This is a genomic window from Streptomyces sp. NPDC047049, assembly GCF_040643995.1.
Classification (GTDB): Bacteria; Actinomycetota; Actinomycetes; order Streptomycetales; family Streptomycetaceae; genus Streptomyces; species Streptomyces mooreae.
In genome coordinates, this window is the sequence record NZ_JBEYVM010000004.1 from 117,468 (window position 1) to 138,520 (window position 21,053).

Sequence of the window (21,053 nt, forward strand, 5' to 3'; positions counted from 1 at the left end):
GAGGTCTCCATGACGACAGTATCCACAACACACCACGTTCCCGTGGCGGACGGCTCGATAGAGGTCCGCCGACGGAGAGGAAGCGGGCCCACCCTGGTGTTCGTGCACTACTGGGGCGGGTCCGCCGGTACGTGGGACGGAGTGGTGGAACGGCTCCCGGCTGATCGGGACACGGTCCGCTTCGACCAGCGCGGCTGGGGCTCGTCGCGGGCGCTGCCCGGACCGTACCGGCTGGACGAGCTCGCCGACGATCTCATCGACATCGTCAGGGGCCTTGGCCTGGACTCCTTCGTCCTCGTCGGGCACTCGATGGGCGGCAAGGTGAGCATGCTCGCCGCCGCCCGCCGGCCCGCGGGCCTGGCAGGGGTGGCCCTGCTGGCTCCCGCGCCGCCGGAGCCGCCCGCGAGCGTGACTGCCGAGTACCGGGATTCCCTCTCCCACGCCTACGATTCGGCGCCGTCCGTCGGACAGGCGCTCGACCACGTCCTCACCGCCACGCCCCTGGCGGGGGCCGTCCGCAGCGCCGTCGTGCGGGACAGTCTGAACAGCGACGAAGCCGCGCGTCTGGAGTGGCCCCTGCGGGGGATTGCCACGGATGTCACGGACGCCGCCAGGACCATCGAGGCCCCCGTTCTCGTCCTGGCCGGCGAGCGCGACCAGGTCGAACCGCCGGACGTCCTGCGCCGCTGCCTCCTGCCCAGCGTCCCCCAGGCCCGGTTCGAGATCGTCCCGGCCAGCGGTCACCTGCTGCCCCTGGAGGCTCCCGCCGAAGTCGCCGCGGCACTGGCTGACTTCACCGGTGGTCTCGGCTGCTGATACGGAGAGGGGGACCGTCCTTACAAGCGGAGGACCGCCCTTACAGAGGAGAACCGTCCTTACAGAACGGTGCCACTGACATCGAGTACGTCGAGCACACTGCCCAGCCCCTGGCCCGGCCTTACGTGACGTGAGCCGACCGGGCCACCGCGGGCAGCGGAAGGCCCGTGCCGTTCACGGCACAGCTGTGAACGGCAGTTGTCCGGGGCAGCGACGAAGGACGAACTACCCGGAGTTGGTGTCGGTGCGGGCGAAAATGCCTTCCAGCATTCCGGTGGCCTGCCCCACCTCGATCAGGTAGCCATCAGGATCGCGCAGGTAACAACGAACCTCGGCACGCCGGTCGATCGGCGGAGTCAGGAACTCCGCCCCTTTCGCGCTCCACTCGGCGTAGCAGGCCTCGATATCGGCGACCCGCAGGTTCATGAAGCTGGAGACGGTGTGCGGTTCGCCGGGCGGGACCAGTGTCACATCGGGCTTGTCCGGGGTGGGCCCACCGCCTGGATTCATGATGATCCAGCTGTTGGCGAGCTTCACGATGCAAGGATTCTCGTCCAGCACGACCTGCCCGCCCATCACCTCGCTGTAGAAGCGACGCGAACGCGCCACATCGCGCACCGTCAAGAAATGCGTCATCAGCAGCCCCTCACTCGGGGCCGGAATACCGTCGTCGCCCATCTTCAGCCTCTCTCCGCCGGCCGCGATACACCGGAGAAATCCGTGCACCGGCAACTAGGGCAGCGGACCGGTGGCGCGCGCCCTCCACCGGTAGAGGGACCAGCCGAAGGTGACACACGCTTCGCGATGGCCAGGAGCCCGCGGCGGCGCTTCCCTCATAGCCGGCCGCCACGGTCTCCACCTTCCATGTCATCGCGCGCCGGTGCCCGCTGCAACCCGTGGGCGCGCGGCCGGAGCCCAAGGGGCCTTTCTGCTTCCCGGGCCGCTGAGCGCCTGCCAGGCGGGACAGGGCCAGGCGGGTGACGATGGAATTGGACCCCACTGACCGTGCTCTTTCCTGGAGGAGGCAGACGGCATGACACACCCCTCGGATTCCGATTCCGCAGGCACCAGCCCTCCGCACGGCACCGAGCCCGGAGACCTCTCCCAAGCCGGTGGCCTGAGCGCCCTGGCGAACATGGGCTGGCAGTTCCTGCTCGTCATGGGCCTGGCCGCGATCGCCCTGGGCATCGTCGCCCTGGCCTGGCCCGCCCAGACCCTGCGCGTCGTCGGCGTGCTCTTCGGCATCTACCTGTTGGTCGCCGGTGCCTTTCAGCTGGCCGGTGCGTTTGGCACACATGTCCCCCGGCATCTGCGGGTGCTGCATTTCGTCGCGGGTGCGCTCTTCATCCTGCTGGGCCTGGTCTGCTTCCGGGGCACCCTGGAATCGATTCTGCTGCTCGCGCTGTGGATCGGCTTCGGCTGGTTGCTGCGCGGCATCATGGTGACGGCCACGGCGGTCTCCGCCGAGGAGATCCCCGCTCGCGGCTGGCAGATCTTCTCGGGGATCATCACCACTCTGGCAGGCATCGTGCTGATCGTGATGCCGTTCAGCTCGATCGCCGCTCTGACCTTGGTGGTGGGCATCATGGCCATCGTCGTGGGTGCTGTCGAGGTCTTCCACGCCATCAAGATGCGCGTCGAACTCGGCCACCTCACCCAGGGCACCGCCACCAAGAGACGCCCCATGTTCCATTCCCGCCCCCACCCCCAGCACTGATCACGGCCGCGCCGGCCACCCCAGTAGCGAGGCATTGAGCCTTTTCCAACCTCAGTTTGTGCATGCCAGGTGCAGGGTGAGAACGGCCTGGACGAGGCTGGTGATACGGCTGGTAGAGCATCGCAGTTTGCGCATGAGCCGCCAGGTCTTGAGAGTGGCCATGGCCTGTTCGACGAGTGCACGGATCTTCGCGTGTGAGCAGTTGACGGCCCGCTGACCAGGGGAGAGAGTCTCCCAGCGTCCCCAGTAGGGAACTCGCACGGTGCCGGCGGCGCCCCGGTAGCCCTTGTCGGCCCAGCAATCCACCCCGGCCCCCGCCAGGGCACCGATGATGCCGTGGGTTCGCGCGGCCTTGATGTCGTGGACAGATCCCGGCGGCGCGGGCGACGCCCACAGCAACCGTCCTGCCGGGTCGGCGATCACCTGCACGTTCATGCCGTGCTTCTTATGTTTCCCGGAGTAGAAGGGGCGGTCGGCGGCGATCCGGTCGATCGGCAGCAACGTGCCGTCCAGGATCACGAACGCCTTGCCGGAGGCTGTCCTCACCGCCTCGGCGAGGGTTGGAGCCAGAGCGGCCAGGATGTCGACGGCCTCGGCGATGTACCGGTAGGCGGTGGTGGTGCCCACACCGAATCCGGCGGCGAGTTGGGCGTAGGTATGGCCGCATCGTAGATGAGCCAGCACGAGCAGTGCCTGTCGTCCGGCGGCCAGCCGGCGCCATCGTGTCCCTTGCGCAAGACGACGTGCGGTCAACTCACGGGCGAGGAAGCGCAGAGCGGAGGTGGACAGATCGACCCCGGCTGGGTAGACAAGCATGCGGAAAGCTCCTGGCAGGATGGCTTGGACTCGACACGCACCCGTCTACCAGGAGCTTCTCTACGCCCGGACCCCGCCCTTACCCCCAGTGGCCCTGCTCCGCACGCAGGTTGAGGAAAACTCAGTGGGTGTGGGTGTGGGGGAGGGAGTGTGCGGAAGAGTTCGGCGCCGATCACGAGCGCGGGACGGTGGTTGAAGCGACACCGCTCCCATTCGTGTCCGCGTCGTGCTCGGCTATCTGCGAGCCGGGCGCGAGCTGGATTCGGCCGAGCTCGCGGCTCAGGGCCGACTCGGACTCCTTCCGGTGTGCTCAGCTGTGTTCAGCGAGGAGCAGTACCGCCCGGGGACTCTGCGCCCAGGAGCGTGAGCAGCCCGGGGAATCTCTTCTCGATGTCCGCGCGTCGTAGTCGGATGCCCTTGCGGTTGCCGTAGTCGATCTCGTCAATGAGACCTGCCTCGCGCAGGACCCGGAAGTGGTGGGTCTGGGTCTGCTTCGAGATCGGAAGATTGAACGAGTTGCAGCCCCGCTCGCTGCCGCTGCGGTCGGCGGCCAACTCCGTCAACACCGCACGACGGTGCTCGTCGGCGAGGGCACGAAACACCGCACCCAGATCGAGCGCATCGGCCTCCGGGCCGACCAGGTTCCTCCCGGCCACGCCGCACCTCCTTCAAGTACGACTTGCATCGTACCTGAAGGGCGTGCTCCACTGAGGTACGAAATCTTTCGTACCTTGCCCGGGTTGTGCTGCCCCGTGCCGCCGCGCCCTGGGCCCCGGCCCCGGCACTCACCGGGGGCCTGGTCATCGACACTCCGAGAGGTCATCGTCATGAAGAAACCCGAGGTGCTGATAGTCGGTGCCGGAATCGCAGGGCCCGCACTCGCCTACTGGCTCTCCCGGAACGGATACCGGCCGACGGTCGTCGAACACGCCCGGCAGCTGCGCTCCGGTGGTAGCGCGATCGTCGTGAAGGGGCCCGCGATCCCGGTCGCCGAGCGCATGGGCATCCTCCCGCAGCTCCGCGAGCTCGCCACCCGCAATCGGTCGCTGACCCTGCTCGACCCCGGCGGCAGGCGAATCCTGCAGCTCCCGCTCACCTCGGACAAGGCGCCGACCGTCGAGGTGACCCGAGCCGACCTGTCCGAGGTGCTCCACCGGTCGGCGCAGACCGAGGCCGAGTTCGTGTTCGACGACACGGTCACCGCTCTGGACCAGGATGAAGGCGGGGTGGACGTCACCTTCCGGCGGTCCGCGCCACGGCGCTTCGACTTGGTAGTCGGTGCCGACGGGATGCACTCCACCGTACGGCGCCTGGTATTCGGCCCCGAGCGGCAGTTCGCGAGCGACCTGGGCCTGTACGGCGCGACCGTCCCGCTGGAACCCGACGCCATCGAGGACCCGACCGAGATGACGATGCTGACCGTGCCGAACCGGATGCTGGTCCTCCACCCCTCGCGGACCACCCCGCTCGCGATCTTCACCTTCCGGGCCGCCCAGCCGGCGCCCCACGACCGCAAGAACGTCACCCTTCACAAGCAGACCGTGGCCGACGCCTACGCCGACGTGCGGTGGCGGGCACCGGAACTCGTGGCAGCCTTCCTCGACCACCCGGCTCCGTTCTTCGACCCCCTGACCACCGTCCGGGTGCCCTCGTGGTCCCGCGGACGGGTCGTACTGCTCGGGGACGCAGCGGCGGCGACAGCCCTGCTGGGCGACGGGTCCAGCATGGCGATGGCGGGCGCGTACGCCCTCGCAGAAGAGCTCGCCGCCCAACCCGGTGACCACGCCCGCGCCTTCGCCGCCTACGAGTCCCGTCTCCGCCGTGAGGTAGGTCCGCGGCAGCGACGGGTCGGCCTGCTCTCCAGGCTCATGGTGCCCCGCACCCGGCCGGGCCTCGCGGTGCGCAATACGGTGGGCCGCGCGGTCGGTCGCACGCACCGGATCGACTCTCGCGAAGCCGCGAACCGGTAGACCGGGCCCGTACCGTCCGCTCACCGGTCGGTGCGCAGGTCCGCGGTAGCTCTCAGCCGGGTCGGCGCCGCCATGTCCGACGAGCGCGGCTCGGCGTGGCGGGTCATCGCCGATGCGGCAGATCGACTGCTGTCGGCCCCACCCACCGTTCCCGGCGCTCGCCACAAGAAGGGCTCTGCCGGTGACTACACCCCCCGCGACGCGGAGGCGAAGTGCTGGACGGACAAGGCGTATCGAGGCGCCGGCGGCACCACCCGGGCGCCCGTCCGCGGTCGGCGTCTCAAGCTGCGGCAACGTCGGCACAACAGCACCCAGGCCGGAATCCGTTGCCTCGGCGAGCAAGCCATGGCCGCCCTGAAGGGCTGACGCCTCCCGCGGAAACTCCGCTGTAGCACTAACCGGGTCACCGCCATCGTGAAGACCACCCCCGCCCTTCGTCACGCCTCAACCTGAGGTTGGAAAAGGCTCATTGTCTGATCCACGCCGCCATCTCAGCCGGACACAAGACACAGACGGCGTGGCGGTGACGCCTCCGACGACCTGGACCTGGCGACCACATCTCCCCGGAATAGCACCCCGCGACGACGCCGGGGGCATGTGGCCGTCGGTCGTGACGAGGCGTCAGATCGAATTCACCTCGTCGGGTCGGCTCCACCACAGCACCGGCGAGGGCTCAACGCCTGGCGCGGTCCAGGAGTCGGTCATGAAAGCCGCCGGCCGGCCTCGCTCAAAGGGAGATGGCGACGTGCGGGCACGGGGGAGTAGGCCCAGGACGAAGAAAGGCGCAAGGCGCCCTGCCGCTGCCAGGCGGTTCGATCGCCGCTGCTGACCTCCACCGACAGCGGGCTTGAGGCAACGCTTTGCCATGTAAGGAGCGGAGAGGTTGCAGCGGTGAAGCAACCTCGGCCAGGCGCCTTCCCTCTTACCTCACGCAATCGCCCCCACCCGTAACCCCTCCACCGGGCGGGGCTGTTGCAACGCTGAGTGCCCGTGCGTCTCCGGTCGCCGGGTGCGAGGACGACGATCTGCCGCGGCTCGGCTCGCCCGCGCAGGGATAGCCGCCCCCACAGAAAGTGCTCCATGTCTCTCACCGGCCAGAAGATTCCCGCCCTGGCAGTGACAGCAACGGCGCTGTGCTTTGCCCCGACCATCTGGCGGCACCGGTCACGCCTGTTCCGGCAGGCAGCGCCGTACAGCCTCGGACGACGCGCCGTCAGTCCGGCGGCAGAACTTCTCTCCACCGCCGTGGCACGACCAGATCTTACGGCTGCACCGAACCCGAAATTCCGACGCGACTCTGCCCTGCACCTCAATGCTCCGTTGTAAGGACCGGAATGGCTTGCACCGCGCCGAAGGATTCTTCCGCTCGTCCGAGGAATCCACCGCCGAGGCTGTACGCACTGGACGGGCTGCGCTTTGTGGCCGCGTTTCTGGTGGTGGCGTACCACTACATCACGCTGCGGGATGGCTGGGGAAAAGACCCAGAAGCCATATCGTCGTCCGTGTACCATCTTTCGGAGTACGGCTGGCTCGGCGTGGAAGTGTTCTTCCTGATCAGCGGATTCGTCATCTGCATGAGCGGCTGGGGGCGCTCGCTCGGAGACTTCGTGACCTCTCGGGTTTCACGACTCTATCCCGCCTACTGGGTCGCGGTTCTGCTGACGGCGGCAGTCTTGACGGCGTTCCCGGATGTCCGCAGTGTCGGGAGTTGGCAGAATATCCTCACGAATCTCACCATGCTCCAAGAAGGAGTTGGGGTACCTGACCTCGATGACGTCTACTGGACACTGTTCGTCGAGCTGAAATTCTACTTGCTGTTCGCCATCGTCATCTTCCGCGGTGTCACCTACCGAAGGTGCGTGCTCTTCTGCGGGCTGTGGACGGTGGCCGGAATCTTTTCGCTGGGTTCGCATAATGAACTGCTCACCTCCTGGGCGGTCTCGCAGTACTCCCCGTACTTCATTGCCGGAATCGCCTTCTATCTCATGCACCGCTTCCGGCCCAATGCCTTGTTGTGGGCCATCGTGACCGTGTCATTCCTGCTCGCCCAGCACTACGTCCACGGCCGCTTGGTGACAAACCTCGGCGCGAAAGCGGATGTGGTGGACGAATGGCCGGCACGTCTGGTGATCCTGATAGCTTTCGTGATGATGGGGGCCATCGCGCTGGGATTCTTCGACCGGCTGCGATGGAGTTGGCTGGCGACCGCCGGGAACCTCACCTACCCGCTCTACCTGATACACATGTATGTGGGGTTCACGATTATTGCCCTCCTGCGCCACCATGTTCCAGCAGGGCTGCTCTTTCCGGCGGTCACTGCGTTCATGCTGGCGATCTCCTGGATCATCCATCGCTATGTGGAACGCCCGATCGGCAGAAAACTACGGCACGCGATGAAAAGAAGCATGAAGGAGATGCGGGCAAACTCAACGGACCACAGCCGTCCGTGTACTCCTGCTTGCGTCGAATCGGATATCCGTCCACACGCTGCTCGAACCGAGCGCCGGAAAGTTCATGTTCCGTAGGCGCGATCGGGGGCGTACGCGTACGCCCGCGCGCATATAAGGCCTGTCCCGCGAGCTGCCTGCTGAGCGCCTGATGGCTTGCTCGAAGCGTGATCGGTGCATCCGGCGATCGACGCCACCCGGCGAGCGGGCCATGGAGCCTGCCGCTGACTGACAGGACACCGCTGGTCACGGTGTGTTCGCACGCGATGGGCAGGGCAACGACGGATACCTCACCCGACAGGAAACGCTTCTTCCGGCGTGGGCAGCGTCCGGGTGTGCAAGGCCCAGTGGGTGAGGGGCCGGGGGGGCGAGGCCGCAGAGGGCGAGGAGGGCGCCGAGCACCACCCAGTCGGGCTTGCCCCCTTGCAGGCACAGGGTGGTGAGCACGACCCGTGACGCGGCACGTACCACGGCGTGGGGAGGTCACCCTGCGGACCAGGCGCTCCGGCGGCGCATTCCCGCTTCGTGTCGATCCTGTGCAGCTTTGCAGTCGGGGGCATGGAATCCGGACGTGGCCACCCATCTCGCCGTGGAGGGCCTGTCCACGCCGTGATAGCACGGAGTGATCCGATTCAAGGGAGGCTACGTCCGCATGGGCATCTTCACCCGTCGCCAGAGCGCGACTATCGAGCCGACGCAGGCTGTTGGCCCGCGTACGCCTTTCCCGGCGGCCGAAACCAGCGGGGTCGAACTCGACCCCGCGCTCCGTGCGCTGACCGGAGAATGGACCATCGACCGCCCGCACAGTCGCATCGGATTCTCCGTGCGACACGCGATGGTGACGACGGTGCGGGGTGCCTTCACCGATTACGACAGCGCGCTGTATTTCGACGGAGCTCAGCCTTCCCGGTCCCGGGCCGAGCTCGTCATCCGGATCGCCAGTGTCGACACGGGCGTAGAACAGCGGGACGCACACCTCATCGGCACCGACTTCTTCGACGCGAACCGCTACCCGGAGATGACGTTCCGCAGCACCTCCACGACTCACGAGGGCGCGGAGAACTTCCGCATGACAGGGGACCTGACCATCCGCGACGTCACCCGGCCGGTCGAGCTGCAACTCGCCTACCTCGGCTCCGTCTTGGACCCGTTCGGCTATGAGCGGGCCGGTTTTGACGCCACCACCACCATCGACCGCACCGAGTGGGGCTTGGTCTACAACCAACGCCTGGAAGCGGGCGGCGCCATGGTGAGCGAGAGGGTCCGGCTGCAGTTCGATATCTCCGCGATCCGGTCCGTGCCCCTGGCGTAGCTGTCCCGGGAGGAGGTCCACTGCGTTCCGTCGCCCGCACCCTCACTCCAGGTGGGAGTCCAGGCGGGGAAGGACAGCGCATGACGCGTGTGACGACACGTGCCGGCGCACCCCTTCACTGCGCGTGCAGTGCCCAGCTGCTGCCGTCGACGGACGCCGTTCCGGGGAGGGCGATCAGTTCGGGCTTGAACAGTGGTGGCGAGTCCATCGCGGGCTCCCAGGTCGCTACCTTCTCGTCCTGCGGGACCTCGATCCGCCTGTCCTGGGCCAGGTCGGCGACCACCTTCACCAGCAACCGCACACCGAGCGGGGCCAGGTGATCGCGCCACAGGCTCTGCGCGGTCGAGCCCGGAGGTACGAACAGGTGCTCCTGGGCGGCGAGCGGGCCGGCGTCGGTGCGCTCGGTGAGGTGGTAGACACTTCCGCCCGTCACCTTGTCACCGTCGCGGATCGTCCACCGGATCGCGTCCCGGCCGCGGTGCAGCGGAAGGAGGCTGGGGTGGTAGCCGATGGTGGCGACGGCGGCCCTGGCGCGTGTGTGGCGGCCGAGGAAGGCGTGTGAATGCGCGGCGACGATCACGTCCACCCCGTCCGGGACATGCCTCGCGCGCAGTTCGGCCGAGTCCGTCCACGGTATGTCCCGGGGGAACGCCCAGGAGCGCAGGCGGTCCCAGGACATCGCGTTGCTCTCGTCGGAATGCCCCTTGCGCAGCCGGGGGGCGGCCGCGCCGACGATCTTGTGCCCTTCCTCCAGCAGGGCCTCCGCGACCTGCACCGCGAATGCCCCTTGTCCTGAGATGTAGATGTTCATCACGCGCGCTCCGTGCGGTCGCTGGTCGGGGGGTGGTTCAGTAGAGGTAAGAACGCTCCGTCACGGCACAGGGCCGGTTGACAGCGGTTCCGGTGCCGAGCGGCAGGGCGTACCGCCTGCCGGCGTTCGCCACCACCCGCCGGCCGGCCCCGCCGCCGGCGGCGGGGGTACCGCTCATCGGCCGGCCTCCTTCAGCCCGCGGTGATCGGGCCGGAACCGCACCGGCAGGGTGGAGAACCCGGTCAGGAAGTTGGACCGGATGCGCAGTGCCTCGTCGGTCTGCTCGAAACCGGTGGTGAAGTCCCGCAGCGCGAGCAGCAGTTCGGAGATCTCCACCTTGGCCAGGTACGAGCCGACGCAGAAGTGCGGGCCGTAGCCGAAGGCCAGGTGCTTGTTGGGGGTGCGGCCGAGATCGAACTCCCCGGGCCGTGCGAAGACCCGTTCGTCCCGGTTGCCGGAGGCGTGCCAGAGCGTGACGATCTCGCCCGGCCGCAGCCGTACGCCGTGCAGCTCGCTCTCGTGGACGACACTGCGCCCGAAGTGCATCGTGGGGGACGCCCAGCGCAGCACCTCGTCCACGGCGGTCTCCACGGCGACCTCACCGTGCTTGAACCGCCGCCACTGCCCGGGCCGGTCCGCGAGCGTGTGGACGCAGTCGATCATCGTGAGCCGGCTGGTCTCGTCACCCCCGATGATCAGGCTGTAGCAGTTGAGGACGACGTCCTCGTCGGACAGGGGGACACCGTCGATGGCGCTGCCGATCAGCATGCTGATCACGTCCTCGCCCGGTGACTCGCGCCGCTCCTCGACGAGGTCCATGAAGTACATCAGGATCTCGTTGCGGGCCATCTCGGAGTCGACCTCGTCGACGTCCTCGTCGTCGGCCGACAGCGCGGTCTTGGTCAGCGAGAGGAGGAAGTCCCGGTCCTGCCCGGGCACGCCGAGCAGGTTCGAGATCGTGGTCATCGGGATCCGGCCGGCGATCCGCTCGGCGACGTCGCAGCCGCCCGACTCGACCGCCTCGCGGATCAACTGCCGGGTGTTGACCCGCACCGTCTGCGCGACCTCGTGGAGCACCCTCGGCGAGAGCACCCGCTGCAGGATCTTGCGCAACTCGTGGTGGCGGTGCCCGTCGGTGACGGCCAGCATCCGGCCGGCCCCCGCGTCACCGCCGCCCAGCAACGTGACGAGCACATTGCCGCGCTCGGACGTGAAGTTCACGTTGTCCCGGTAGGTGGCCATGATGTCGTCGTAGCGGGAGATGACCCAGAACCCCCGGCGGCCTGCGGCCGGCGGGTTCCAGTACACCGGGGCGGTGTCCCGCAGGGTGCGCCAGAACCCGTCGAGGTCGTGGTCCGCGAAGGTGTGGGGGTCACCCAGGTCCACGGTGGCCGGTGCCGGTGTGCGCACGGTCACCAGTCCGTGCGCCAGAACCGGCGCGGCTGGAAGGGGTAGGTGGGCAGCGGCACGCGGTGGCTGGCCTCCCCGCGGTGCAGGGCGTCGAAGTCCACCTGTGTGCCGGTCACCCAGGCGGCGGCCAGCTCGGACAGGGCCTGGATGTCCGTCCCGGACGGCACGATCCCGCTGTCGCCGCGGGGGAAGGAGCCGGCGTCCACCCGCGGCGCGGCAGCGGTCTCGGTGGTCAGGTCCCGGGGGGAGCCGCCGGACAGCGCCGCGATCAGCTCCGCACGGCTGCGGACCACGGCCGCCCACCGGCGGGGCATCACCTTGCGGCCCAGGTTGAGGCTGAAGCAGACGTCGTCCAGGCGCAGGCCGGGGTCGGCCTCCAGCCAGTCCTTCAGCCGGGCGCGCTGACGCGTCAGCGCTTCGTCGTCCAGGGCGGACAGGGTGGCCAGCCGGGGCCTGCCCCCGGCCTCGGGGGCGCGTTCGGCGGCCGCCGGTGCCTCTTCCAGCACCAGGTGCGCGTTGTAGCCACCGCCGCCGATCGAGGTGATGCCCGCACGGCGGATACCGGCCTCCGACGCCCAGTCCGCCGTCTCCAGCTGCGGCACGAACGGGGTGCTGGGGAGGTCGAGGTCCTCGTTGACCTCGGTCAGGTTGATCGTCGCCGGCAGCTTCTTGTGGTACAGGGCCATCGCGGCCTTCACCGCACCGAAGCCGCCCGACACCACACCGCCGTGGCCCACGTTGCCCTTGACCCCGCCGATCGAGGTGGTGCCGCTCTGCTTGCCGAACGCCATGCTCGCCGCGTGCACTTCGAGTTCGTCGGTCATCGGCATACCGAGACCGTTGGCCTCGTACATGGACACCGTGTCCGGGGCGACGCCGCCCACCTCCATGGCGCCTGCGATGCACGCGCTCAGCCGCTCGGGCTGGGCCAGACCGTAGGCCATCGCGCTGACGCCGTTGTTGTTGACGGCCGAACCCTTGACCACGGCGTAGACGTGGTCACGGTCGGCGACGGCCTGCGCCAGCGGCTTGAGCAGCACGGTGACGACACCGCTGGACAGCGCGGTGCCGGTGCCGTTGGCGTCGAACGGGCGGCAGTGGCCGTCCTTGGACAGGATGCGGTTCTCTTCCCACAGATGACCACGGGGGTGCGGCAGACGGACCATCGCACCGCCGGCGACCGCCATGTCGGTCTGGCCGAGCAGCAGCGACTGGCAGGCCAGGTGCACCGCGTAGTGGAACCCGGCGCAGACGGCGGCAACGGTGACGGCCTCGCCGGTGAGTCCCATGTAGTACAGCGCGTTGGACGTCATGGTGTCCGGTGACCACGCGAGGCTGGCCTCGATCGCCTCGGGGCCGACCGACACCCGGTCCGGCGGGGAGCTGTAGAGCGCCGCGGTCTGCGGGTTGTTGGCGCCGTACATGCCTATTTCGGCGGTGACCCGGTCCGGGTCGTAGCCGCCGTCCTCGAGCGTTTCCCACGCGCTCTCCAGGAACAGCCGGTTCTCCGGGGTCATCGCGGCCGCCATCCGGTCGCTGATGCCGAACACCGACGGGTCGAACTTGTCGTACGTGTCGAGGACGCCGCAGGCCCGCACGTAGAACGGGCTGTGGATCAGGGTCTCGTCGACGTGGATGTCGTCCTTGGCCAGGAACGACACGGACTCCCTGCCGTGTACGAGGTTGTCCCAGAACTGTTCCTTGGTACGGGCGCCGGGCGCCCGCAGGGACATGCCGATGACGGCCACATCACCGGGGTCGTAGTCCTGCTCGGGGCTGTCGGTCATGGAAAGGCTCCTGCTTCGAGTCGAGTGGGGGGCTCAGCGGCCGGTGGCGGCGCCGCGGCCGCGCAGGGCGGCGCGCCGGGTGTGGGCGCGCAGGCGAGCCGACTGGACCACCTCGGGGGTGGCGCCGCTCTCCTCGTCGAGCCAGCGGCCGAGGGAGGAGATGTCACGGAAGCTGAAGAGGTCGGGCACCCGGACGCGCCGGTCGAACCGCCGGGTCATCAGCCTGGCCAGCCGGACGAGCAGCAGCGAGTCGCCGCCGAGGTCGTAGAAGGCGGCCCGGACGTCGATGCTCGACGGTTCGAGGTCGAGCAGCTGGCCCCAGATCTCCGCCAGCGCCACCTCGGTCGGCGTGCCGGCGGCCGCCAGGGGCCCGTCGGTGTCGGCGGCCGGCGGCTCGGGCAGCGCGGTGCGGTCGAGCTTCCCGCCCGGCGCCAGCGGCAGTGCGCCCAGGAACACGATCGTGCCGGGCACCATGTAATCGGGCAGCTGGGTGGCGAGCTTGTCGGTGAGGGCGGCCTGCAGGACGGCGTCCAGCCGGACGCTGTCCCGGGGGTCGTCCTCGGGCACGACGTAGCCGATGAGCCGGTTGCCCCGGACGACGGCGGCGGCTTCCCGGACCTCGGGGCAGCCGGTCAGCCGGGCCTCGACCTCTTCCAGTTCGATGCGGTGGCCGCGCAGCTTGACCTGGTGGTCGGTGCGGCCGTTGAACCGGAGTTCACCGTCGTCGGTGAGCGTGACGACGTCACCGGTGCGGTACATGCGTGCGCCGTCCAGGAACGGGTCCGGCACGAACCGTTCGGCCGTGGTGCGGGGCCGGTTGACGTAGCCGTGGGCCAGGCCGGCACCACCGATGTAGAGCTCGCCGGGCACGCCGGCCGGCAGCGGCTTCAGATTCTCGTCGAGCACGTACGCACGGGCGCTGACCGACGGCGTGCCGATCGAGGGCTCACCGGTCCCGCCCTCCGGCACCGGCCCGAAGGAGCAGAAGACGGTTCCTTCGGTGGGACCGTAGGCGTTGAAGACCCGGTCGGCGCCGGTCTCCCGGTACGTCCGTTCCACCAGCTTGCGCCGCAGGGGCTCGCCGCCGAACACGACGGTGCGCAGGTTCGGCGGCAGACATCCGGCGTCGAGCAGGCCGTTCATCACCGACGGGACGACGTTCAGGTGGGTGATCTTGTCGGCGTACCGGCTCTCCGGCAGGTGGACGGCGCTCTCCACGAGCACGACGGCGCCGCCGCGGCACAGCGCGGCGAAGATCTCCATCACGGACATGTCGAAGCAGACCGAACTCGCCGCCGAGACGCCGCTCAGATCGCAGCCTTCGAGGATGCGGTCCAGTTCGGACAGCATGGCAACGCAGCCGCTGTGGTGGATGGCCACGCCCTTCGGCCGTCCGGTGGATCCCGAGGTGTAGATGAGGTACGCGGTGTCGCCGGGCACGACCGGCACGGGCTGCTCGCCGGGTTCGGTCGTCACGGTCTCGCCCAGCACGACCACGGTCGGGCCGGCCGGGCAGCCGGCCCGGGACGCGGGCGTGGTCAGCAGCAGGTGGGTCCCGCTGTCCTGGACCATGAAGGCCAGTCGCTCGGACGGATACTTCGGGTCCAGGGGGACGTAGCAGGAGCCGGCGCGCAGAATGGCCAGGATGCCGACGAGGAGGTCGGGGGTGCGCTCGATGCAGATGCCGACCGGGACACCCGGTCCCGCGCCGTCGGCGACGAGCCGTTCGGCCAGCACGCGGGACCGCTCGTCCAGGTCGCCGTAGGTCACGACGCCGGCGTCGGAGTAGACGGCGGGCGCGTCGGGGTTCTTGACCGCTTGCTCAAGGAACTCGGAGTGCAGGGTTGTGGTCACCGGTCCGTCTCCTCGGGGCAGCCGCTCGGGGCGATGTCCTGGAGTGCCAGGCCGGGGCGGGCGATCGAGTCGAAGAGCACGGTGCGGTAGAGCGCGAGCAATGCCGTCACGGTCTGCCTTTCCAGGTAGCTCGGTTTGTACTGGATGTGGCCGGCGACCTCGCCGTCGATGTCGGCCATCGAGATCTCCAGGTCGAATTTGGCGAGGTGCCTGCGTACCTGGAGCGGTTCGAGCGGCAGGGCGCCGTCGGGCGTGATGGTCTCTCCGATGCCGTGGAAGAGCTTGACGGACCGGGGAAACGCGTCCGAGGACAGCCAGTTCACCACCACGTCGAACCACGGGGAGCGGCCCTCGGCCCTCGGCGGCTTCAGCTGGGAGGCCAGCAGGTCGAGGGGGTAGTTCATGTGCTCCAGCAGGCCGAGCGAGAAGGCGTGGACCTCGCGCAGCAGGTCGCGGAAGCTGCGGTCACCGGCGGGCTTCGCACGCACCAGCACCGTGTTCAGGTAGTAGCCGATGGCGGATTCCCAGCCGGGTTCGCCGCGCTGGGCGATGGCGGTGGCCAGTACGGAGTCCTCGGTGCCGGCCGCGCGGTTGAGCGTGGCGAAGAAACCGGCCAGCACGACGGTGCTGATCGACACGCCCTCGCGTACCGCGAACTCCCGCAGCAGCCGGGTCTCTTCGGCGCTCCAGCGGAACGTGAGGTCGCGGCCTTCGTAGGTGACGCCGGGAGGCCGCTCCATGGTGGACAGGTCGAGGTGGGCGGGCGGATCGGCCAGTTTCTCCGACCACCAGCTCAGTGCCGCGTCGGCCGCCGGGCCGGCCAGCCACTGCCGCTCCCACTCGACGAACTCCGTGTAGGGGGCGGCCGGTCCGCCGGCGGCGGGGCCGACGCCCTCGTAGTTCTGCTGGAGTTCGCGGATCATCACGTCGGCCGATGCCGCGTCCGACGCGATGTGGTGGACGAGCACCAGCAGGTAGTGGTCCGCCGGACCACGGGTCATCAGCACCACCCGCACCAGCGGCCCGTTGTCCATGTCGAGCGGCAGGTGCCCGTACTCGGCCAGTTCCTCGCGGGCTTGTTCGTCGTCCCGGCCGGTGCTGTCCACCACGACGAACTCGTACACCGGCTCGTCCAGGATGACCTGGTACGGGCTGCCGCCCGCCTCGACGAAGAGCGTGCGCAGCGCGGGATGCCGCTCCATCACGGCCCGCACGGCGCGGTCGAGTGCCTTCTCGTCGACCGCCGTCCGGATCCGGGCGGCCACCATGAAGTTGTACGGCACCGCGTCCGGCGCGACCATCTGCATGAACCACAGCGATGCCTGGCCGTGCGAGGCCGGTGCCAGTTCGAGACCGAGGCCGCCGGCCCGCAACTGATCGATCGCCGGTGCGTCGGTGGGGTCCAGCAACCCGCGCGCGGCCAGCTCCTCCACCAGCTCCTCGGCGTCCAACTCGGACAGCTCGTCGAGGAACGTCATGGCCGGCTCGGCCGCCGGCTCCGGCGTCGGCACGACCACGGCCGTCGGCACGACCTCCTCCGGCGCCGGCTCCGGCGCCCGGGCCGGCTCCACCTCCCCGGCCGGTGCCCGGTCGACCGCCGCGGTCACCGTCGGCCGGCCGATCACCTCGATGAGGTGGTCGACGACCTCGGATATGGTCCGGCCGTCCAGGAACACCACCGGCGACACCCGCTGCCCGAACAGCGCTTGCAGCCTGTTGACGAGGCGGAGCGCCAGCATCGAGTCAAGACCGAAGTCGCGCAGGCTCGCGCCCTCGCCGAACGTGCTCGCCGGCACGCCCACCGCGTCGGCGATCTCACCGAGGACGACCTCCTCCAGAGGCCTGTTCGCCACGCTCTCGACGGCGGGCTCGGCCACCGTCGCGACCACGGAATCGGTCACTGTTGCGGCCACCGGCTCGGCCACGGTCGCGGCGACCGGCGCCGGCCCGACGCGGGGGTGTGGGGCCGTGTCCAGCCAGTACCGGTCCTTCTGCCACTGCACGAGCGGGGTCTCCACGACCTCGACGTCGTCGGCGAACAACGAGTCGAAGGTCAACGGGAGGCCCCTGACGTACAAGGACGCGGCGGCCCCCAGCAGACAGCGGATGTCACTTTCGCCGCGGCGCAGGGAGTTGACCGCGTGCACCTGGGCACCACGGGACAGCGCGATCTCCTCGACCGCGCCGCGCAAGGTCTCGTGCGGGCCGATCTCGATGAAGGTGCCGACGCCGTCCTCGACCAGGGCACCGATCGTCTCGGCGAACCGGACCTGGTTGCGCAGGTTGTGCACCCAGTAGTCGACGTCGGTGACCGGGTTCACCGTGTCGGCCAGTGCCGTGGAGCGGAAGGCGAGGGTGGGCGTCAGCGGGGTGATGCCGTCGATGCGTTCGCGCAGCGGCTGGATCAGCGGATCCATGCCGGGGCTGTGCACCGGCCTTTCGACCCGGATCCTGCGGGTCGAGATCCCGGCTCGCAGGAGGTCGGCCTCCAGGGCGCCGATGGCGTCGGGCGAGCCCGACACCGCCGCGCTGGTGGGGCTGTTCACCACGGCGATGGCCACCTGCTCGGCGTACGGGGCGATCCTCGGCAGCAGCTCCTGCTCGGGCAGGTCGACCGAGATCATGGCGCCCGCGGCCGCCTCCCGTTCGAGCAGGTGCGACCGGGCGACGACGACGCGAGCGGCGTCGTCCAACGACAACGTGCCGGCGATATGGGCGGCCGCGACCTCGCCCAGGCTGTGCCCGACCACGGCGGTCGGCTGGATGCCGAGTTCGAGCCAGACCTTCGCCAGCGAGACCTGCAAGGCGAACAGCACAGGCTGCTGGAAGTCCATCTCCTCGAACCTGGACCGGTCGGCCGGGGCGGCGAGCTCGTCGAGCACCGAGCAGCCGCCGGCCGCGCGCACGGCGGCGTCGCAGGCGTGCATCCACGTACGGAAGCCGGCGTGCCGGCGCATGAGCTCCCGGCCCATGCCGACCCATTGCGTCCCGCCGCCGGAGAACACCAGCGCCACCCGCCGGTCACCGTTGCCGGCGACCGTGCCCGTGACGATGTCGGTGTGCGGCTGACCGGCGGCGACCCGGGCGAGTCCGTCCAGGACGTCCTGACGGTTGCGGGCGAACAGCGCTATCCGGTGGCTGTGGTGGGTACGCCTTGCCGCCAGTGTGTAGGCGAGGTCGGAAACCCGCAGGCCCGTGTCGCGTTCGACATGGTTGGACAGCTCACGGCAGGTGTCGGTCAGCGCGGCCGCCGTACGCGCCGTGACGGGCACGAGATGCACCTGCTCGTCGGCCGCGGCCTCGCCCCGTCCCGGGGTGACGTGCCGTCTCCGGTCGCCCGCGGTGAACGGGCCGGGGGTGACCGGGAGGCCGGCGGTGTAGAGCACGCCGAGCGAGCCGAGCAGGGTCGAGGCCTCGTCGGCGCCACGCCGGAGCGAGGGCAGGGTGGTCGCCGTCAGGATCTCCGACACGGACTTGAGCAGGACGGGGTGCGGACTGAGTTCGATCACCGCGTCGATGTCGTGGTCGCGCAGGTTCGTCAGGGCGTCCACCACCCGGATCTCCTGGCGCAGGTTGTCCGCCCAGTAGTCAGGCCCGAGCTCCGCGCCGTCGACGAGCTTCCCGGTGACCGTCGAGATCATCGGGATGCGCGTGCTCCGGGGCGTGATGCCGTCGAGTTCGGTCCTCAGCGGGGCGAGGACGTGGTCGACCAGCGGCGAGTGCGGTGCGTGACCCATTCGCACCCGGTGGTTCGTGACGCCGTCGTCGGTGAGCCGCCGGCTCAGCTCGTCGATCTCCTGCGGGGTGCCGGTGACCAGGGTGGAGTTCAGCCCGTTGTAGCCGGAAACGGTGAGCCCGCCGCTCAGGTACTGCTTGACGTCGTCCGCACCGGTCATGACCACGATGCCGTCGCCCCGTCCGACGGCCAGCTGCTGGAGGAGCCGGCCGTGGTGGGCGGCCAGGCGGGAGGCGTCCTCGAAGCCGAGCGCGCCGGCGATGTGGGAGGCGGCGAACTCTCCGACGCTCTGCCCCACGACGACGTCCGGCTCCACCCCCAGCGAGCGCCAGGCGTCGGCCAGCGCGACCTGCAGGGAGAACAGCAGCGGCTGGAACACGTCCATGTCGTCGATGCGGCCGTCGGGGGACAGCAACTCGTCGACGAGCGAGAAGCCCAGCAGCTCGCGCATCCGCTTGTCGGAGCGCATCATGGACCGTCGGAACACGGGCATACCGGCGAGCAGCTGTCTGCCCATGCCCACCCACTGCGAACCGTTGCCCGAGAAGAGGAACGCCACCCGCGGCCGGCGTTCGGTGATCTCACCGACGCTCACCCCGGCGGCCGTCGCACCGGTACCGAAGGCATGCAGCTGCGCCCTGAGTTCGGTCATGTCGTGGGCGGTGGCCGCGAGCCGGAACCTGCCCTCGCCGGGTGCCCGGCTGCACAGTGCCCGCAGGTCCGTCTCCTCGCGCAGCGCCAGGGCCTGCTCGGCCAGCGCCTCCCGGGAGTCCCCGGCCAGCAGGAGGAGTGACCTCTCGGGGCGCGGCAGCTCCTCGACGACGACGTGACAGATCGCGCCGCCGAATCCGAACGAGCTGACGCCTCCTCGGCGCGCGTCGGACCGTCTCGGCCACGGCGTCAGCCGGTCCTGGACGGTGAGGCGGTACTCGTCGAACATGATCTGCGGGTTCGGCGAGGCGTAGTGCAGGCTCGGCGGCAGCACGCCGTTGCGCATCGACAGGGCGAGTTTGACCAGGCCGACGATGCCCGCCGCCGCTTCCAGATGCCCGACGTTGGACTTGACGGAACCGAGCCGCAGGGGCTCCGCGCGGTCACCGCCCAGGACCGCGCCGATGGCATTGGCCTCGATCGGATCGCCGAGGGGCGTCGCGGAGCCGTGGCACTCGATGTAGTCCACGAGGGACGGTTTGATGCCGGCCCGCCGGTACGCGGTGCGGAGCATCTTCTCCTGCGCCTGGGGGTTCGGCGCGGTCATGCCGTTGCTCAGCCCGTCGTTGTTCGACGAGCTGCCCTTGATCACGCAGTACACCGGCAGGTCGCGCTCGAGCGCCACGCTGAGCGGGGCGAGCACGACGACGCCGGCCCCCTCCCCGCGGACGTAGCCGTTGGCCCGGGCGTCGAACGACTTGCAGCGGCCGTCCGGAGCGAGGGCGCCCATCTGGTCCATGGCGGTGTAGTAGTCGGAGACGAAGCTCAGGTTCACGCCGCCGGCCAGCACCAGCTCGCTCTCGCCCATCCAGATCGACTGGCATCCCACGTGCACCGAGACCAGCGATCCGGCGCAGGCGGCGTCGATGGCCATGCTCGGGCCCTGCAGGCCGAGGAGGTAGGAGACGCGGTTGGCGATGATGCCGTCGTGCATGCCGGTCGCGGTGTGCGGGGTGATCTGGCTGTCAGGACCGCGATAGTGCGCCAGCGCGGCGTAGTCGCCCCAGCAGGAGGCCATGAACACGCCGGTGTCGCTGCCGACGAGGCTGTGGGGCGCCACCCCCGCGTCCTCCAGCGCCTCCCAGGCCAGCTCCAGAATCAGACGCTGCTGCGGGTCCATCTGGACGGCTTCGCGGGGGGAGATGCCGAAGAACAGCGGATCGAAACGGTCGATGCCGTCGATGAACCCGCCCCACCGCACCGTGTCGTTCAGGAGGTCGCGTCGCGCGGCCGGCACCGGGCCGACGGCGTCGCCGCCCTCGACAAGGAGCTGCCAGAACGCGGACGGGTCCGGTCCGCCGGGGAACCTGCAGCCGATACCCACGATCGCGATGGGTTCGTGTGAGGCCGTACGACGGTCGTTGCCCGCGGTGGTGGTCTCCGCGGCACGGGGACCCTCGACGAGCGCACGGGACAGCTCGTCGAGCGTCGGGTACTGCCACATCCAGGTGACCGGAACTTTCCATCCGAGGAATTCGGATAACGAGGCGGCAAGAGTCGTCAACTTCAGCGAGTCCAGGCCGTACTGGTGCATCGGTGCCCAGCGATCCACCGCGCCCTCGGGCAAGTCCAACAGCTCAACAACGCGAGAGAGCAGAAACTCTGATATGGCATGCACATCTCGTGCTGCGTGCTCTTGGGGCATTACGGCTCCTCAGCGGGGCGG

15 protein-coding genes are annotated in these 21,053 nt (G+C 69.4%); 6 read left to right on the plus strand and 9 right to left on the minus strand.

Annotated elements, in window-relative coordinates:
* Window positions 1-9: 9 nt before the first annotated feature.
* Entirely contained in the window at window positions 10-816 is an 807-nt protein-coding gene (locus ABZ851_RS11945; protein WP_361125161.1) for an alpha/beta hydrolase, read from the plus strand.
* Between the two features lie 225 nt (window positions 817-1,041).
* Here the strand turns inward: ABZ851_RS11945 and ABZ851_RS11950 are convergent, their stop codons facing one another.
* Complete coding sequence (locus tag ABZ851_RS11950; protein WP_336049227.1) at window positions 1,042-1,494, minus strand: VOC family protein; 453 nt, start codon at window positions 1,492-1,494, stop codon at window positions 1,042-1,044.
* A 355-nt stretch (window positions 1,495-1,849) separates the two neighbouring features.
* Between ABZ851_RS11950 and ABZ851_RS11955 the strand changes: the two genes are divergently transcribed.
* Window positions 1,850-2,533 (plus strand): HdeD family acid-resistance protein, encoded by a 684-nt coding sequence (locus ABZ851_RS11955; RefSeq protein ID WP_361125163.1) that lies wholly within the window; start codon window positions 1,850-1,852, stop codon window positions 2,531-2,533.
* A gap of 51 nt (window positions 2,534-2,584) precedes the next feature.
* Here the strand turns inward: ABZ851_RS11955 and ABZ851_RS11960 are convergent, their stop codons facing one another.
* On the minus strand, window positions 2,585-3,349 hold the full coding sequence (locus ABZ851_RS11960; RefSeq protein ID WP_361125165.1) for an IS5 family transposase: 765 nt from the start codon (window positions 3,347-3,349) through the stop codon (window positions 2,585-2,587).
* 320 nt (window positions 3,350-3,669) lie between these two features.
* Window positions 3,670-4,005: a winged helix-turn-helix domain-containing protein gene (locus tag ABZ851_RS11965; protein ID WP_361125167.1), complete on the minus strand. Its 336-nt coding sequence runs from the start codon at window positions 4,003-4,005 to the stop codon at window positions 3,670-3,672.
* 171 nt (window positions 4,006-4,176) lie between these two features.
* On the opposite strand from ABZ851_RS11965, the gene ABZ851_RS11970 reads away from it, so the two are divergent.
* The 4 genes from ABZ851_RS11970 to ABZ851_RS11985 all read left to right on the plus strand — a co-directional run bounded on the left by ABZ851_RS11970 (window position 4,177) and on the right by ABZ851_RS11985 (window position 9,078).
* Window positions 4,177-5,319 carry an FAD-dependent monooxygenase gene (locus tag ABZ851_RS11970; RefSeq protein ID WP_361125169.1) on the plus strand — a complete coding sequence of 381 codons (1,143 nt, stop codon included), beginning with the start codon at window positions 4,177-4,179 and terminating at the stop codon, window positions 5,317-5,319.
* A 30-nt stretch (window positions 5,320-5,349) separates the two neighbouring features.
* Complete coding sequence (locus tag ABZ851_RS11975) at window positions 5,350-5,685, plus strand: hypothetical protein (protein ID WP_361125171.1); 336 nt, start codon at window positions 5,350-5,352, stop codon at window positions 5,683-5,685.
* A 968-nt stretch (window positions 5,686-6,653) separates the two neighbouring features.
* Window positions 6,654-7,844 carry an acyltransferase gene (locus tag ABZ851_RS11980; protein ID WP_361125173.1) on the plus strand — a complete coding sequence of 397 codons (1,191 nt, stop codon included), beginning with the start codon at window positions 6,654-6,656 and terminating at the stop codon, window positions 7,842-7,844.
* A 574-nt stretch (window positions 7,845-8,418) separates the two neighbouring features.
* Window positions 8,419-9,078, plus strand: a complete 660-nt coding sequence (locus tag ABZ851_RS11985; RefSeq protein ID WP_361125175.1) for a YceI family protein — start codon at window positions 8,419-8,421, stop codon at window positions 9,076-9,078.
* A gap of 115 nt (window positions 9,079-9,193) precedes the next feature.
* Here ABZ851_RS11985 and ABZ851_RS11990 read toward each other — a convergent pair whose 3' ends face one another.
* The 6 genes from ABZ851_RS11990 to ABZ851_RS12015 are packed head-to-tail and all read right to left on the minus strand — an operon-like array spanning window position 9,194 to window position 21,032.
* A complete protein-coding gene (locus ABZ851_RS11990) occupies window positions 9,194-9,889 on the minus strand; it encodes a formyltransferase family protein (RefSeq protein WP_361125177.1) in 696 nt (231 codons plus the stop codon).
* Between the two features lie 37 nt (window positions 9,890-9,926).
* Entirely contained in the window at window positions 9,927-10,067 is a 141-nt protein-coding gene (locus tag ABZ851_RS11995) for a hypothetical protein (RefSeq protein WP_361125179.1), read from the minus strand.
* Window positions 10,064-11,305 carry a cytochrome P450 gene (locus tag ABZ851_RS12000; RefSeq protein WP_361125181.1) on the minus strand — a complete coding sequence of 414 codons (1,242 nt, stop codon included), beginning with the start codon at window positions 11,303-11,305 and terminating at the stop codon, window positions 10,064-10,066. The genes ABZ851_RS11995 and ABZ851_RS12000 overlap by 4 nt, the downstream gene beginning before the upstream one ends.
* Window positions 11,302-13,086: a type I polyketide synthase gene (locus tag ABZ851_RS12005; RefSeq protein WP_361125183.1), complete on the minus strand. Its 1,785-nt coding sequence runs from the start codon at window positions 13,084-13,086 to the stop codon at window positions 11,302-11,304. The genes ABZ851_RS12000 and ABZ851_RS12005 overlap by 4 nt, the downstream gene beginning before the upstream one ends.
* Before the next feature lie 33 nt (window positions 13,087-13,119).
* The gene (locus ABZ851_RS12010) at window positions 13,120-14,940 is read right to left on the minus strand and encodes a non-ribosomal peptide synthetase (protein WP_361125185.1); all 1,821 of its coding nucleotides are present in this window, start codon (window positions 14,938-14,940) and stop codon (window positions 13,120-13,122) included.
* Window positions 14,937-21,032: an acyltransferase domain-containing protein gene (locus tag ABZ851_RS12015; RefSeq protein ID WP_361125187.1), complete on the minus strand. Its 6,096-nt coding sequence runs from the start codon at window positions 21,030-21,032 to the stop codon at window positions 14,937-14,939. The genes ABZ851_RS12010 and ABZ851_RS12015 overlap by 4 nt, the downstream gene beginning before the upstream one ends.
* Between the last annotated feature and the right edge of the window lie 21 nt (window positions 21,033-21,053).